The sequence below is a fragment of the Mycobacterium sp. TH-M103 genome (assembly GCF_057473785.1).
Genome location: NZ_JBYCLG010000218.1, coordinates 18,518 through 34,310, shown reverse-complemented (window position 1 = coordinate 34,310; position 15,793 = coordinate 18,518). Strand labels below are relative to the sequence as shown.

Below are 15,793 nucleotides of genomic sequence, written 5' to 3'. Positions count from 1 at the left end.
CTGTCCACCCTTCTGCACGTACGCGCGGACGAAGTCCTCCGCGTTCTCCTCGAGGACGTCGTCAATCTCGTCGAGCAGATCGTCGGTGTCTTCGGCTAATTTCTCGCGGCGCTCCTGGCCCGCGGCCGCGGTGTCGGTGAAGTCGTCGTCATCGCCGCCGCCACCGCCACGCTTGGTCTGCTCCTGCGCCATCGCCGCCTCCTGCATGATAAACAGCCGCGTCACGCGCCTGCTGGTATTTCCCTACCCTACCGTTCCACTCCGACGCTTCCCGGCTCCACACCAGTATTGTCGGCCCGCGTTGGCCGTCGCGCTTCGCACGCCCGCAAACAATCGGGTCCCCCGATATCAGCTGGTCAGCTGCTGGACCAGTTCGGCCGCGCTGTCCACCGAATCCAGCAGCGCCCCGACGTGCGCTTTGCTGCCCCGCAGCGGTTCCAGGGTGGGGATACGGACCAGCGAATCGCCGCCCAGGTCGAATATGACCGAGTCCCAGCTTGCCGCCGCGATGTCGGCACCGAATCTGCGTAGGCATTCGCCGCGAAAGTAGGCACGGGTGTCCGTAGGCGGACTGTCCACGGCGTCGAGTACCTGTTGTTCGCTGACCAGTCGTTTCATGGATCCGCGCGCCACCAACCGGTTGTAGAGGCCCTTGTCCAGCCGGACGTCGGAATATTGCAGATCCACCAGGTGCAGCCGCGGCGCCGACCAGCTCAGGTTCTCCCGCTGCCGAAAACCCTCCAGCAGTCGCAGTTTGGCCGGCCAGTCGAGCAGCTCGGCGCAGTCCATGGGGTCGCGTTCGAGCTGGTCGAGCACGTGCGCCCACGTCTCCACTACGTCGGACGCGCGTGGGTCGGGGTCGCGGCTGTCGACCAGTTTTGCCACCCGGTCCAGGTAAACCCGTTGTAGCGCAAGGCCGGTCATTTCACGGCCGTCGGACAGCGCGACGGTGGCGCGCAGGCCGGGATCGCGGCTGATGGCGTGGACCGCGTGCACCGGCCGGGCCAGGGTCAGGTCGCTGAGGTCTATTCCGTGGGCGGGGCCCTCTTCGATCAAGTCGAGCACGAGCGCGGTGGTGCCCAGCTTGAGGTAGGTCGAGGTCTCGGCGAGGTTGGCGTCTCCGATGATCACGTGCAACCGGCGGTACCTGTCGGCGTCGGCGTGCGGCTCGTCGCGGGTGTTGATGATCCCGCGCTTGAGCGTGGTCTCCAGCCCGACCTCGACCTCGATGTAATCGGAACGCTGCGAAAGCTGGAAGCCCGGCTCGTCACCGGATGGGCCGATGCCCACCCGACCGGAGCCGGTCACCACCTGGCGCGATACCAGAAACGGGGTCAGGCCGGCGATGATCGCCGAGAACGGCGTCTGCCGGCTCATCAGGTAGTTCTCGTGCGCCCCGTAGGAGGCGCCTTTGCCGTCGACGTTGTTCTTGTAAAGCTGCAGTTTCGCGGCGCCCGGCACGCTGGCGACGTGGCGGGCGGCGGCTTCCATCACACGCTCGCCCGCCTTGTCCCAGATCACGGCGTCCAGGGGGTCGGTGCACTCGGGCGCGAGTACTCCGGGTGGGCGTGGTCAACGTAGAGCCGCGCCCCGTTGGTGAGGATCATGTTGGCCGCGCCGACCTCGTCGGCGTCGACCACCGGCGGCGGACCCGTCGACCTACTCAGATCGAAGCCGCGGGCGTCGCGCAGCGGCGACTCGACCTCGTAGTCCCAGCGGGTGCGTTTGGCGCGCTGAATGCCGGCGGCCGCCGCGTAGGCCAACACCGCCTGGGTCGAGGTGAGGATCGGGTTGGCGGTCGGGTCCGACGGCGACGAGATACCGTACTCGACCTCCGTCCCGATAATCCGTTGCATGCCATAAGCCTAGGCCCGGCGACGAAGCGGCCCGCGAAGCGGGGCGTGAGTAGTCGGCGGCGAAGAGCTGCCCGCGCTCGGTCGCCGCCTGGACGCGGCGGTATCGCCGGCGCGCGGAGCGCGCCGGCCGTAGGGTGAGCCGTCATGGGCCCTCTCAGCCGTCCGCCGGCCGGAGCGTCGGCGGGTGACGCGGCCGAGAGTTGGTTCCTGGCCCGCGGCCTGCCGCTGGTGCTGACACCGCGGGCGCGGGTGCGCCGGCTCTGGCCCCGGTCGGCGCCCGTGTTGGCGGCCTACGCGACGACCGAGGGCTGCGAGCTCGCGATCTGGGTGATCACCGGAGACCGCAACGTCGACATCGTCGGAAACCCGACGGCCGTCGAATGGGGACTGCTGGCCATCCTGGCGGCCATGTTGCCGCTGGCCGCCGTCGTCGGCTGGCTGGTGTCCCGGTTGTCGGGCAGCCGCAGCCGCACGGTTGTCGCGGCCATCGCGGTGGCCTTCGCGACCATCACCGGAACCATCGAAACCGGCCCGATTCACGTGCTGCGGATCGCCGCCCTGGTGGCTCTGGCGCTGCTCTTGACCGCCTCCGGCGTCGGGGCGGTGTTCGCCTGGGCGGTGCGGATGACGTTGTCGCACCTCGCGGCGGTGAGCTCCATGGCGGTGCGGGCCCTGCCCGTCGTGTTGCTGACCGTCCTGGTGTTCCTCAACCCCTATGTCTGGCTCATGGCGGCGACGATCAGCCAGCAGCGGCTCTGGCTGGCGCTGGCGTTTCTCGTCGCCATCGCGGCGGCGTTCGTCGTGTCCGGGAGCCTGGAACGGGTCCGGCCGATGCTGCGGACGACTGCCGCCCCGCCCCACGACTGCGAACGGCTGGCCGACACGCCCTTTGCCGACATGGCGGACCCGCCGGCCAGCCCCCGCCTGACCAGGGCCGAGCGCCTGAACGTCGTGTTCGTGCTCGCCACCTCGCAGCTGGTGCAGATCCTGGTGGTGGCCGCGGTCATCGCCACGATCTTCTTCGTTCTCGGCCTGATCCTGCTCAGCGAACCGCTGCTCGCCGAATGGACCCACAGCAAGGGCTCGACGCACGGCACGCTGCTGACGATGACGGTCCCGGTGCCGCAGCCGCTGATCAACACCTGCCTCTTCCTCGTCGCGCTGGCGTTCATGTACATCGGTGCCCGTGCGGTCGGCGACGGCGAATACCGGTCCACCTTCCTCGACCCCTTGATCGACGATCTGCACGTCACCCTGATCGCGCGCAACCGCTACCGCGGTGCCGTCGCTGCGCCGGCGCCAGCTGTTGACGCGGCCTATGGCAGTGACTAACTTCACCGTGTGTCAGCCCCCGAATCCGACCACGTAGCGAATCAACAGGCAACCGATCTGGCCGGGAAGCGTTACGGCGAAGTGCTTCTCGTGAAGGTCGGCGAGTCCGGCCCCCGGGCCACCGTGTACAACAGCTTCCCGCTCAACGACTGCCCCGCCGAGCTGTGGTCCGCGCTCGACCCTCAGGCCATCGCCGCCGAGCACGGCGCGGCCGCCGCATTGCTCAACGGCCCGCGCTACTGGCTGATGGATGCGATCGAAAAGCAGCCGCAGGGCCAGCAGGAGACGGAGACCTTCGGCGGGATCGAGATGATCCGCCAGGCCACGGTCGCGATGTCGTCGATGAACCCGGCTCCCTACAGCCTCAACGAGGTGGACCGCAACACGGTCTTCGTCTTCAACGCCGGCTCCGAGGTCTACGAGCTGATCGACCCCGAAGGCCGGCGCTGGGTCATGCAGACCTACAGCCAGGTCGCCGATCCCAACCTGTCCCGGGCGGACCTGCCCGGCCTGGCCGAACGGCTCAATCTGCCCGAAGGCTGGAGCTACCAACCGCGGGTGCTCACCGAGACCCTGCGCATCGACACCACGACCCGGCCGGCCAAGGTCACCCAGGACGACCTGACCAACAGCTACTCGCTCGCCGAAACATAAAGCCATGCGCCCACGCCGCGGCGTGGGCGCATGGCTTTTGTTTCGCGGTGGCGGCCTTAGAGGTACTGACCGAGGTTGGATTCGGTGTCGATGGCGCGCGACGCGCTCGATGACTTGCCGGTGACCAGGGTGCGGATGTAGACGATCCGCTCACCCTTCTTGCCCGAAATCCGCGCCCAGTCATCGGGGTTAGTGGTGTTGGGCAGGTCCTCGTTCTCGGCGAACTCGTCGACGATCGAGTCGAGCAGATGCTGGATCCGCAGACCCGGTTGGCCGGTTTCGAGCACAGACTTGATGGCGTTCTTCTTCGCCCTGTCGACGACGTTCTGGATCATCGCCCCGGAGTTGAAGTCCTTGAAATACATGACTTCCTTGTCACCGTTGGCGTAGGTGACCTCCAGGAACCGGTTGTCGTCGATCTCGGCGTACATCCGGTCGACGACCTTCTCGATCATCGCCTTGATGCAGGCGCCTCGGTCACCGTCGAACTCCGCCAGGTCGTCGGCGTGCACCGGCAGCGACTCGACCAGGTACTTCGAGAAGATGTCCTGTGCCGCTTCGGCATCGGGGCGTTCGATCTTGATCTTCACGTCGAGGCGGCCGGGCCGCAGGATCGCCGGGTCGATCATGTCCTCGCGGTTGGAGGCGCCGATCACGATGACGTTCTCCAGCCCCTCCACGCCGTCGATCTCGCTCAAAAGCTGCGGGACGACGGTCGTTTCGACGTCCGAGGAGACCCCGGTGCCGCGGGTGCGGAAGATCGAGTCCATCTCGTCGAAGAACACGATCACCGGCGTTCCCTCCGACGCCTTCTCGCGGGCCCGCTGGAAAATCAGCCGGATGTGCCGCTCGGTCTCGCCGACGAACTTGTTGAGCAGCTCCGGGCCCTTGATGTTGAGGAAGTACGACTTGGCCTCGCGGGCGTCGTCGCCGCGCACCTCGGCCATCTTCTTGGCCAACGAGTTGGCCACCGCCTTGGCGATCAGCGTCTTACCGCAGCCGGGCGGGCCGTAGAGCAGCACGCCCTTGGGCGGACGCAGCGCGTACTCCCGGTACAGCTCCTTGTGCAGGAACGGCAACTCGACCGCGTCGCGAATCTGCTCGATCTGGCGGGTCAGCCCACCGATGTCGGAGTAGCTGACGTCGGGCACCTCCTCCAGGACCAGGTCTTCGACCTCGGCCTTGGGGATGCGCTCGAAGGCATAGCCGGCCTTGGTGTCGACCAGCAGCGAGTCACCCGGGCGCAGCTTGCGGGGCTTGGTGTCGTCGTTCAGAGCGTCGGGAACACCGTCGGGCAGGTCCTCGGCGACCAGCGGCTCGGCGAGCCACACGATGCGCTCCTCGTCGGCGTGGCCGACGACCAGGGCCCGGCTACCGTCGGCCAGCACCTCGCGCAAAGTCGAGATCTCACCGACCGATTCGAACGTGCCGGCCTCGACGACGGTCAGGGCCTCGTTGAGCCGGACCGTCTGGCCCTTCCGCAGCGACGTGGGGTCGATGTTGGGAGAGCACGTCAAGCGCATCTTGCGGCCGGACGTGAAGACGTCGACCGTGTCGTCTTCGTGTGCGCCCAACAGCACGCCGTAGCCGCTGGGCGGCTGGCCGAGCCGGTCGACTTCCTCGCGCAACGCCAGCAGTTGCTGGCGGGCTTCTTTGAGGGTTTCCATCAACTTGGAGTTGCGGGCCGCCAGAGAGTCGATACGGGCCTCGAGTTGATGCACGTCTCGTGCGGTGCGGCCGCCGCCCTGCGTACCGACCGCCTGCTCGAGTTGCTCGCGAAGCAGCGCCGCCTCACGCCGTAGTTGTTCCAACTCGGCAGCATCAGAACGCTCTGAGTCACCCATGTTGCGCTCCTTTCCCACACCAGGAATTGGTGCAGCGGATACTTCAACGCTACCGGCGATTGGCGCTTGATGTGCGGAACCGAATGCCGCCAAAAGTTAAAACTGTGATGCCGCTGGTAACGTCGCCTTGCATTCGGGTGGATCGAAAGGGAAGGCGTGACCACAAACCCCCTCGCCACGGGCCCAGCCGCCCTCGCCGTTCCCGGCGCGGGAGCCGCCGGTGTGACGTCCGTTGCATCCGGCGGTGCGGTCTCCGACGCGGACACGCGGCGCCGGGGCTGACCGACTGGATGCGCCGGCAACTCTGCGTTGCGCTGGCCACCGTGGCCGCGTTCGGGCTCTCGGCATGTTCGCCCTCCAAGCCGACGGTGTCGTTGCCGCCGTCGTCGCGGGCCGCACCGGCATCGCCGACGTCGCCGCCTGCGGTGGTCGCTCCCCCGGCGGTCCCGTTGCCCGCACCCCCGGCGCTGACCGACGTGCTGAGCCGGCTCGCCGACCCCAACGTCCCCGCCGCCGAGAAGGTGAACCTCATCGAAGGCGCCACGCCCGAGAATGCGGGGACCCTGGAAAAGTTCACCACCGCGCTGCGCGACAACGGCTACCTGCCGATGACCTTCGCAGCCAACGACATCGCGTGGTCGGACAAGAACCCCTCGAACGTCAAGGCCATGGTCACCGTCAACACCGCCAAGGCGGACAACGGCAACTTCACCTTCCCCATGGAGTTCACGCCCTCCCAGGACGGCTGGCAGTTGTCGCGGCGGACCGCGGAGATGCTGTTGGCCCTGGGCAAGTCGTCGGCGCCGACGGCCTCGGCCCCACCGGCCCCGCCCCCCGCGCAGGCTCCGGCCCCGGCCCCACCGAGGTGATCAGCGGGATGTGGATCGGCTGGCTCGAATTCGACGTGCTGCTGGGCGACGTGCGATCGCTCAAACAGAAGCGGTCGGTGGTCCGCCCGGTGGTCGCCGAGCTGCAGCGCAAGCTCAGCGTGTCGGCGGCCGAAACCAACTCCCCCGAGTTGCATCGCAGGGCCGGCATCGGGGTGGCCATGGTGTCGGGCGACCGCAGCCATGCGGTCGAGGTCCTGGATGCCGCCGAACGTCTGGTTGCCGCGCATCCCGAGTTCGAGCTGCTATCGGTGCGACGGGGTCTGCACCGCAGCGACGACTGGTCCGGCTAGCCGTCGCGTCCCGGCCGCTTGCGGCCCAGCGGCGCCGGGGCCACCGCGCCGGGAGCGAGCCGGCGCGTGAAGATCAGGAACGCGGTGTGCCCGCGCATCGTGTGTTGCGGCCGCACCGCCAGGCCCACGACGTTCCAGCCGCGCTGCAGCGTCTCCCACGCGCGCGGCTCGGTCCAGCATTGCTGCGCCCGCAGCGCCTCCACCGCCTTCGACAGCTGGGGCACGGTGGCGACGTAGACGATCAGGACCCCGCCGGCGACCACAAGCCGCGCCACCGCGTCCAGCACCTCCCAGGGCGCGAGCATGTCGAGGACCGCGCGGTCGAAGGAGCCATCGGGGAGGTCCGACTCGCCGACGTCGCCGACGATCAACTGCCAGTTCGCGGGCGGCCGGCCCGCATCGCCGTGAAAGGCGGCCACGTTGCGCCGCGCGTGCTCGGCGTGGTCGGCGCGCTGTTCGTAGGAGACCACCCGCCCGTCGGGCCCGACGGCGCGCAGGAGCGAAAGGGTCAGCGCGCCGGACCCGGCTCCGGCCTCCAACACCCGGGCGCCCGGGAAGATGTCGCCCTCGTGCACGATCTGGGCGGCGTCCTTGGGGTAGATCACCTGCGGCCCGCGGGGCATCGACATCACGTAGTCGACGAGCAGGGGGCGCAGCACCAGGAACAGGGCGCCGTTGCTGGATTTGACGACGCTGCCCTGTTCCAGGCCGATCAGCGCGTCGTGCGCGATCGAGCCGCGGTGGGTGTGGAACTCGGCACCGGGTGTGAGCGACAGCGTGTAGTGCCGGCCCTTGGCGTCGGTGAGCTGGACGCGCTCCCCGCTGGTGAACGGACCGGTGGCAAACACGCGGTCCAGCGTGCCAGCCGACTCGCCGGTGCCGGTGCCCGGGGTTGTCGGCGCCCGGTCCTAGGCTGCGGGCATGACCGTCGAGCCGGAGACACGCCCGTCGCGGCCGGCTTCAAGACCGGCGCTGTCGCCGTCGCGGGCGGCGGACTTCAAGCAGTGCCCGCTGCTGTACCGGTTCCGGGCGATCGACCGGTTGCCCGAGGCCCCGTCGGCGGCCCAGCTGCGGGGCTCGGTGGTGCACGCCGCCCTGGAACAGCTCTACGGCCTGCCCGCGGGGCGGCGCGGGCCCGACACGGCACGGTCGCTGGTGGAGTCCGCGTGGGAACACGTGGTCGCGGCGGAGCCCGACCTGGCCGGCGAGTTCGATACCGACCAGCGGATCCGGCTGATCGAGGAGGCCCGCGACCTGCTCTCCGGCTACTACCGGCTCGAGGACCCGACCCGGTTCGACCCGCAGTGCTGCGAGGAGCGGGTGGAGGTCGAGCTCGCCGACGGCACGCTGCTGCGCGGCTTCATCGACCGCATCGACGTCGCCGCCACCGGCGAGGTGCGGGTGGTGGACTACAAGACCGGCAAGGCGCCGCCGGCCGCGCGGGCGATGGCGGAGTTCAAGGCGATGTTCCAGATGAAGTTCTACGCCGTGGCGCTGCTGCGTTCCCGCGGTGTGCTGCCCGCCCGGCTGCGCCTGATCTACCTCGCCGACGGACAGGTGCTGGACTATTCGCCGGATCACGAGGAGCTGCTGCGCTTCGAAAAGACGCTGATGGCGATGTGGCGCGCCATCCAATCTGCCGGTCAGACCGGCGATTTCCGGCCCAAGCAGTCACGGCTGTGCGACTGGTGCCCCCACCAGCAGCACTGCCCGCTCTTCGGCGGAACTCCCCCACCCTACCCCGGATGGCCGGAAAGCTTTGCGGCCGTTGATGTTTCGCCGCGCACCTCACCGGCGGCCTAATCCGATCGGGTGAGCGGCGAGAGCTCCTGCAACATCGTGGGGACGAGCTCGCTGACGGTGGGGTGGATGTGCATGGTGCGCGCCAGCGTGGTGTAGGGCGCGCCGGCGGACATGACGTCCAGGATGGCGTGAATCGCCTCGTCGCCGCCGACCCCCAGGATGGCCGCCCCCAGGATTTGCTCGGTGTCGGTGTCGACGACGATCTTCATGAAGCCTTGCGTCTCACCCTTTTCCACCGCCCTGCCCACCCGCGTCATCGGCCGCGTGCCGACCAGCGCCCTGCAGCTCGACGCACGGACCTGCGCGAGAGTCATGCCGGCCGGCCCAGCGGTGGATCGATGTACAGCGCGTAGGTGGTGATCCGGTCGCTCACGCGCCGCGGGTCGCCGTCGAGGAGGTTGGCGGCCACGATCTCGAAGTCGTTGCAGGAGGTATGGGTGAACGCGCCCCTGCCGTTGCAGTCGCCCATCGCCCAGATGTGATCGGCGCTGGTCTTGAGCCCGTCGTCGACCAATACGTAGCCGCGGTCGACGGTCTGCACGCCGGCCGCTTCCAGGCCCAGGTCGTCGGTGTTGGGCCGCCGCCCCGCCGCCAGCAGCAGGTGGGTGCCCGCGACCGGTGCGGCACCGGGGCCCGGCGTGAGGTCGAACCCTTTGTCGCTCTTGGTGATTCGCACGTCGTCGGCGCCGAGGAGGACCTCGACTCCTTCGTTCTCGAGGATGCCCAGGATGGCCGCCGACACGTCTTGGTCTTCGCGGGACGCCAGCCTGGGGCCCCGCTCGACCACGGTGACCCGGGACCCGAAGCGCCGGTACATCTGCGCGAACTCCAGCGCGATCTAGCTGCCACCCACGACGACCAGATGGGTTGGCAGCGTGTCTAATTCGAGGATCGAGACGTTGGTGAGATAGTCGACGCCGGACAGTCCCGGAATGTCGGGCACCACCGCACGGCCGCCGACGTTGAGGAAGATCCGCTCGCCGCGCAGCAGGTCGTCGCCGACCCGCAGGGTGTGCGGATCCACGAAACGGGCGTGACCGCGGACGACGGTGCAGCCGTCCATGTCGGCCAGCCAGCTCTCGACGCCGTGGCGGTCGGCGAGCATGATCTCGTCCTTGCGCGCCTTGACCTTCGCCATGTCCACGCGCACCGGTCCGGTCACGACGCCGTACTCCGCCCCGCGACGCGCCACCTGCGCGGCCCGCGCGCTGGCCACCAGCGTCTTGGTGGGGATGCACCCGGTGTTGACGCAGGTGCCCCCGACGAGTTTGCGCTCGACGACGGCGACGCGCTGCCCGGCGGCAGTCAGCCGACCGGCCAGCGGCGGCCCCGCCTGGCCGGCACCGACGATGATCGCGTCGAAACGCTCCGTCACAGGCTGGCCGTCAGCGCCAGGATCGCGAACCCACCGACCGCCGCGACCGCGTCCTCCAACAGCGCGATCGGCAGGTCCTGCCCGCCGCGGGACTCCACCAGCCGCCGGCGCGTCTGGTAGCCGCCCATGGTCCCGATCACGGCCCCGATCACACCGCAGCCGAGCGCGGAGAAGGTGTAGTGCCACGCGGCGCCGATCACCGCGGCGGCGAACGCGCCCATCGTGATGCGCCCGGCGAAGGCCGGCGGCGCGGTGCGCGGCGGTGTCTTCGGGAGTTTGTCGGTAACGAGTTCGGCGATCGCCAGGACGGTGACGATCGCGACCGTGATGCCGTTGCCCATCCAGAACGCCCAGGTGGACTGCAGGTCGATCCACCCGAGCATGGCGGCCCAGGCGACGACGGCGGGAGCCGTCAGGGAACGCAAGCCGGCGACGACGCCGATCAGCAAGGCCATCAGCAAAACGAGCACATGCAACACGGGCCCTCCCGGGGACTAAGGCGACGCGGGTGGCGGCTCAGCTACGCGGACGCTAACACAGCCGCGCGAGCCGCACCCGCCGTCAGAACCGGCAAAACCGGATGTCAGAGGCGAGGATCGCCTTGGCGCCGATCGCGGCGAGCTCGTCCATGACCTCGTTGACGCCCCGTCGTGGCACCAGCGCGCGGATGGCGACCCAGGCCGGGTCGGCGAGCGGCGCGATGGTCGGCGACTCCAGCCCCGGCGTGATCGAGGTGGCCTGGTCCAACACCGAGCGCGGGCAGTCGTAGTCGAGCATCAGGTACTGCTGGCCGAACACCACACCCTGGATCCGGGCCACCAGCTGGTCGCGTGCCGCCCTGGCCTGCTGGGCGTCGTAGTCCATGCTCTCGATCAGCACCGCCTCCGAATCGCACAGCGGCTCACCGAAGGCGACGAGGTGGTGCAGGCTCAGGGTGCGCCCGGACCCCACCACGTCGGCGATGGCGTCGGCGACCCCGAGTTGCACCGAGATCTCCACCGCGCCGTCGAGCCCGATGACGGTCGCCTCGATTCCCCGCTCGGCCAGATCTTTCCGGACCAGGTTCGGGTAGGCGGTCGCGATGCGTTTGCCGGCCAGGTCGGCCATCGTCCACTTGCGACCCGCCGGCCCGGCGTAGCGGAAGCTCGACGACCCGAAGCCGAGCGCCAGGCACTCGCGCACCGCCGCACCGGAATCGCACACCAGGTCGCGTCCGGTGATCCCGAAATCGAGTTCTCCCGAACCGACATAGATCGCAATGTCTTTGGGGCGCAGGAAGAAGAACTCGACCTGGTTGACGGGGTCGAGGACCGTCAGGTCCTTGGGGTCGCTGCGGCGACGGTAGCCGGCCTCCGCGAGGATTTCGGAGGCCGGCTCGCTCAGCGAACCTTTGTTGGGAACCGCGACGCGCAACATGCTCACAGCTTCCGGTAGATGTCGTCGAGGGACAGTCCGCGCGCGATCATCAGCACCTGCGTCCAGTACAGCAGTTGGCTGATCTCCTCGGCCAGGGCGTCGTCGGGTTCGTGCTCGGCGGCCAGCCAGACCTCGCCGGCCTCCTCGAGGATCTTCTTGCCCAGCCCATGCACCCCGCCGTCCAGCGCGGCGACCGTGGCGCTGCCGGCCGGTCGGGTGCGGGCGCGGTCGCCGAGTTCGGCGAAAAGATCCTCGAAGGTTTTCACGGCCAGCGATTCTGTCATGCTGCGCCCGCCGCGCTCGTCGCGAGGGTGCGCAGAATGCCACCCTCACCGGCGTGTCCCCGTACAAACACGCGCGCTCGGCGGCCGGGCGAGGGGCTCAGTCCTCCGGGTTGTAGCCGAGGTTCGGGCCCAGCCAGCGCTCGGCCTCCCGCAGGGTCCAGCCCTTGCGCTTCGCGTAGTCGGCGACCTGGTCCTGGGCCATCCGACCGATCACGAAGTACTGCGACTGCGGGTGCGAGAAATACCAGCCGCTGACGGCGGCGCCGGGCCACATCGCCATCGACTCGGTCAACTCGATACCGGTCCGCTCCTTGACCTCCATCAACTCCCAGAGCGTCAGCTTCTCGGTGTGCTCCGGGCAGGCCGGGTAGCCAGGGGCCGGGCGGATCCCGACGTACTTCTCGTCGATGAGCGCCGCGTTGTCCAACTGCTCGTCGGGCTGGAATCCCCAAAACTCCTTGCGGACCCGTTGGTGCATCCGTTCGGCGAACGCCTCTGCCAGCCGGTCGGCGATCGACTCCAGCAGGATCGCGCTGTAGTCGTCGTTGGCCGCCTTGAACTCCGCGATCTTGTCCCCGCCGCCCAGGCCCGCGGTGACGGCGAAGGCGCCGACGTAGTCGGCCAGGCCGGTGTCCTTGGGCGCGATGTAGTCACTTAGCGACCGGTTCGGGATGCCGTCCCGGTGCTCGCCCTGCTGGCGCAGGTTGTGCAACGTGGTCAGCACCTTGGTGCGGGTGTCGTCGGTGTAGACCTCGATGTCGTCTCCGACCGCGTTCGCCGGGAAGAAGCCGATCACCCCGTTGGCGGTCAGCCACTTCTCCTTGATCAGGGTGTCGAGCATCTCCTGGGCCTCGTCGTAGAGCTTGCGGGCGGCCTCGCCGGTGGAGGGGTTGTTGAGGATGTCGGGGAAACGGCCCTTCATCTCCCAGGCGTTGAAGAACGGCTGCCAGTCGATGTAATCGCGCAACTCGGCGAGGTCATAGTCGTGAAACTCCCGCACGCCGAGCCCTTGGGCGGGTACCGGCGGCGTGTAGCCGTCCCACTCGATCGGCGTCCGGTTGGCGCGGGCCTTCTCCAGCGTCAGCATCGGCCGCTCGTTCTTCTGGGAGTGCCGTTCGCGCAGCGATGCGTAGTCCTGCTCGGTGGCCTCCAGCAGCGCCGGACGCTGCTTGTCGTCCAGCAGCGCGGCGGCGACCGGCACCGAGCGGGATGCGTCCTTGACCCACACCACCGGGCCGCTGCGGCGCGGCGCCACCTTCACGGCCGTGTGGGCGCGCGAGGTGGTCGCCCCGCCGATCAGCAACGGGATATCCAGCCCCTCGCGTTCCATCTCGGCGGCGAAGTTGACCATCTCGTCCAGCGACGGGGTGATCAGCCCGGACAGCCCGATGATGTCGGCGTCGTGCTCCTTCGCCGCGGCCAGAATCTTCTCGGCGGGCACCATCACCCCGAGGTCGATCACCTCGAAGTTGTTGCACTGCAACACGACCCCGACGATGTTCTTGCCGATGTCGTGCACGTCGCCCTTCACGGTCGCCATCACGATGGTGCCGCTGGTGTCCTTGGCCTCGGGAGCCCCAGCCGTGCCGTTCTGCTCTTTCTCCGCCTCGATGAACGGCAGCAGGTACGCCACGGCCTTCTTCATCACCCGGGCCGACTTGACGACCTGGGGCAAAAACATCTTGCCCGAGCCGAACAGGTCACCGACGACGTTCATTCCGTCCATCAGCGGGCCCTCGATCACCTCGATCGGGCGGCCACCGGCGGCGGCGATCTCGGCCCGCAACTCCTCGGTGTCGTCATCGACGTGGGCATCGATGCCCTTGACCAGGGCGTGCGTGATCCGCTCGCGGACCGGCAGGTTGCGCCATTCGGCGGTCGCCGGGCCCTCGCTCTTCTCCGAGGAGTTGAACCGCTCGGCAATCTCCAGGAGCCGTTCGGCAGCATCCTCGCGACGGTTCAGGACGACGTCCTCGATCCGGTCCCGCAGCTCCGGGTCGATCGAGTCGTAGGGCACCAGCGCACCGGCGTTGACGATGCCCATGTCCAGGCCGGCCTTGATGGCGTGGAACAAAAACACCGCGTGGATCGCCTCGCGGACGGGATTGTTGCCCCGGAACGAAAACGACACGTTCGAGATACCGCCGGAAATGTGCACGCCGGGCAGGTTCTCCTTGATCCAGGCGCAGGCCTCGATGAAGTCGATCCCGTAGGTCGCGTGCTCCTCGATACCGGTCGCCAGCGCGAAGCAGTTCGGATCGAAGATGATGTCCTCGGCCGGGAAGCCGACCTCTTCGGTCAGGATCCGGTAGGCGCGCCCGCAGATCTGTTTGCGGCGCTCCAGATTGTCGGCCTGCCCCTGCTCGTCGAAGGCCATCACGACGACGGCGGCGCCGTACTTGCGGCACAACCGCGCCTCGCGGACGAACTTCTCCTCGCCCTCCTTCAGGGAGATCGAGTTCACGATCGGCTTGCCCTGCACGTTCTTCAGGCCCGTCTCGATGACCTCCCACTTGGAGGAGTCGATCATCACCGGGACGCGGCTGATGTCCGGTTCGGCCGCGACCAGCTTGGTGAACCGGTCCATCGCGGCGACGCCGTCGATCATGCCCTCGTCCATGTTGATGTCGATGACCTGCGCACCGACCTCGACCTGCTGCAGGGCGACCGACAGCGCGGTGTCGTAGTCCTCGGCCTTGATCAGGTTGCGGAACCGGGCCGAGCCGGTGATGTTGGTGCGCTCACCGATGTTCACGAACAGAGACTCGTCGGTGATGTTGAGCGGTTCGAGACCCGCAAGCCGGGTGGCCAACGGGATCTTCGGCACCTCGCGCGGCGGCTTGCCCTCGACGACCTTGGCGATCTCGGCGATGTGCGGCGGCGCCGTCCCGCAACACCCACCGACCAGGTTGACCAGGCCGGCGTCGGCGAAATCGGCGATGTAGCTCGCCTGACGTTCCGGGGACTCGTCGTACTCGCCGAAGGCGTTGGGCAGTCCGGCGTTCGGGTAGCAGGAGACGAAGGTGTCCGCGATCCGCGACACCTCGGCGATGTAGGGGCGCATCTCCGGCGCACCCAGGGCGCAGTTGAGGCCGACCGCGAGCGGCTTCGCGTGCCGGATCGAGTTCCAGAACGCCTCGGTGACCTGACCGGACAACGTCCGCCCGGAAGCGTCGGTGATCGTGCCCGAGATGATCAACGGCCAGCGGCGTCCGCGCTCCTCGAACAGCGTCTCGACGGCGAACACCGCCGCCTTGGCATTCAGCGAATCGAAGATCGTCTCAATGATGAGCAGGTCGACACCGCCGTCGACCAGCCCGTTGGCGGATTCGAGGTAGGCGGCGACCAGCTGGTCGTAGGAGACGTTGCGGGCCCCGGGGTCGTTGACGTCCGGCGAGATCGACGCGGTCCGCGTGGTCGGCCCGATTGCTCCGGCCACGTAGCGGGGCTTGTCCGGGGTGCTGAACTCGTCGGCGGTCCTGCGGGCCAGTGCGGCGCCGGCGTAGTTCAGCTCGTAGCTCAAATCGGACATGTCGTAGTCGGCGAGCGAGATCGCATTCGCGTTGAACGTGTTGGTCTCCAGGATGTCGGCGCCCGCCTCGAGGTACTCGCGGTGAATCCCGGCGATGATGTGCGGCTGCGTCAGGCTGAGCAAGTCGTTGTTGCCCTGGAGAGCGGTAGGCCACTCCGTGAACCGGTCGCCGCGGTAACCGGCCTCGTCCGGCCGGTCGCGCTGAATCGCCGTGCCCATCGCGCCGTCGATCACCATGATCCGCCGACGCAGTGCCGTGGTCAGTTCGTGGGTGCAGTCCGGCCGGATGTGCGGCTCGAAGGTCTCTGAAGCCGGGGCGCTGTTGGAGGCGTTCACGTACGTTCCTTCCGTAGTGGAAGGCGTCCTTGACTTCGCCGAGCGTGGCGGATACCGGTAGGCAGCCGGAACCGTTGCAACGCCTCTCGACCAGAGGAGTCTACGTCGCCACCCGACGTCTGGACGCCCAGCTCGACCCGACCCGCTCGGCGATTGCGAAGCCCTTGAGCGCCAGCTCGCG

General features: G+C 68.4%; 12 protein-coding genes and 2 pseudogenes. 5 read left to right on the top strand and 9 right to left on the bottom strand.

Going from position 1 to position 15,793, the window contains the following annotated elements:
* On the bottom strand, positions 1-192 hold a 192-nt coding region (locus tag AC2VOR_RS12715; RefSeq protein ID WP_369741608.1), incomplete at its 3' end, for a ubiquitin-like protein Pup.
* A 156-nt stretch (positions 193-348) separates the two neighbouring features.
* Positions 349-1,856: pseudogene (gene dop / locus AC2VOR_RS12710) on the bottom strand (pup deamidase/depupylase).
* Between the two features lie 144 nt (positions 1,857-2,000).
* On the opposite strand from dop, the gene AC2VOR_RS12705 reads away from it, so the two are divergent.
* Positions 2,001-3,188 carry a hypothetical protein gene (locus AC2VOR_RS12705; RefSeq protein ID WP_486963894.1) on the top strand — a complete coding sequence of 396 codons (1,188 nt, stop codon included), beginning with the start codon at positions 2,001-2,003 and terminating at the stop codon, positions 3,186-3,188.
* Between the two features lie 9 nt (positions 3,189-3,197).
* On the top strand, positions 3,198-3,842 hold the full coding sequence (locus AC2VOR_RS12700) for a hypothetical protein (RefSeq protein WP_369738797.1): 645 nt from the start codon (positions 3,198-3,200) through the stop codon (positions 3,840-3,842).
* A gap of 56 nt (positions 3,843-3,898) precedes the next feature.
* Here AC2VOR_RS12700 and arc read toward each other — a convergent pair whose 3' ends face one another.
* Complete coding sequence (gene arc / locus AC2VOR_RS12695) at positions 3,899-5,686, bottom strand: proteasome ATPase (protein WP_369738798.1); 1,788 nt, start codon at positions 5,684-5,686, stop codon at positions 3,899-3,901.
* A gap of 290 nt (positions 5,687-5,976) precedes the next feature.
* On the opposite strand from arc, the gene lppK reads away from it, so the two are divergent.
* Positions 5,977-6,555: a lipoprotein LppK gene (lppK, locus tag AC2VOR_RS12690; protein ID WP_369738799.1), complete on the top strand. Its 579-nt coding sequence runs from the start codon at positions 5,977-5,979 to the stop codon at positions 6,553-6,555.
* A gap of 8 nt (positions 6,556-6,563) precedes the next feature.
* Positions 6,564-6,866 (top strand): DUF503 domain-containing protein, encoded by a 303-nt coding sequence (locus AC2VOR_RS12685; protein WP_369738800.1) that lies wholly within the window; start codon positions 6,564-6,566, stop codon positions 6,864-6,866.
* Here the strand turns inward: AC2VOR_RS12685 and trmI are convergent.
* A complete protein-coding gene (trmI, locus tag AC2VOR_RS12680) occupies positions 6,863-7,714 on the bottom strand; it encodes a tRNA (adenine(58)-N(1))-methyltransferase TrmI (protein ID WP_369738801.1) in 852 nt (283 codons plus the stop codon). The two genes, AC2VOR_RS12685 and trmI, sit on opposite strands and share 4 nt — an antisense overlap.
* Before the next feature lie 73 nt (positions 7,715-7,787).
* Here trmI and AC2VOR_RS12675 point away from each other — a divergent pair, with 73 nt between their 5' ends.
* A complete protein-coding gene (locus AC2VOR_RS12675; protein WP_369738802.1) occupies positions 7,788-8,669 on the top strand; it encodes a RecB family exonuclease in 882 nt (293 codons plus the stop codon).
* On the opposite strand, the pseudogene AC2VOR_RS12670 reads toward AC2VOR_RS12675, so the two are convergent.
* The 5 genes and pseudogenes from AC2VOR_RS12670 to metH all read right to left on the bottom strand — a co-directional run bounded on the left by AC2VOR_RS12670 (position 8,666) and on the right by metH (position 15,513).
* Positions 8,666-10,044, bottom strand: a pseudogene (locus AC2VOR_RS12670) (FAD-containing oxidoreductase). The gene AC2VOR_RS12675 and the pseudogene AC2VOR_RS12670 overlap by 4 nt on opposite strands.
* On the bottom strand, positions 10,041-10,523 hold the full coding sequence (locus AC2VOR_RS12665) for a DUF4126 domain-containing protein (RefSeq protein WP_369738803.1): 483 nt from the start codon (positions 10,521-10,523) through the stop codon (positions 10,041-10,043). The pseudogene AC2VOR_RS12670 and the gene AC2VOR_RS12665 overlap by 4 nt, the downstream one beginning before the upstream one ends.
* An 82-nt stretch (positions 10,524-10,605) precedes the next feature.
* Positions 10,606-11,460 carry an ATP phosphoribosyltransferase gene (gene hisG / locus AC2VOR_RS12660; protein ID WP_369738804.1) on the bottom strand — a complete coding sequence of 285 codons (855 nt, stop codon included), beginning with the start codon at positions 11,458-11,460 and terminating at the stop codon, positions 10,606-10,608.
* Positions 11,461-11,462: 2 nt separating this feature from the next.
* The gene (locus AC2VOR_RS12655) at positions 11,463-11,744 is read right to left on the bottom strand and encodes a phosphoribosyl-ATP diphosphatase (RefSeq protein WP_144948834.1); all 282 of its coding nucleotides are present in this window, start codon (positions 11,742-11,744) and stop codon (positions 11,463-11,465) included.
* Positions 11,745-11,841: 97 nt separating this feature from the next.
* Positions 11,842-15,513, bottom strand: coding sequence for a methionine synthase (metH, locus tag AC2VOR_RS12650; RefSeq protein WP_369741609.1), 3,672 nt, complete (start codon positions 15,511-15,513; stop codon positions 11,842-11,844).
* Between the last annotated feature and the right edge of the window lie 280 nt (positions 15,514-15,793).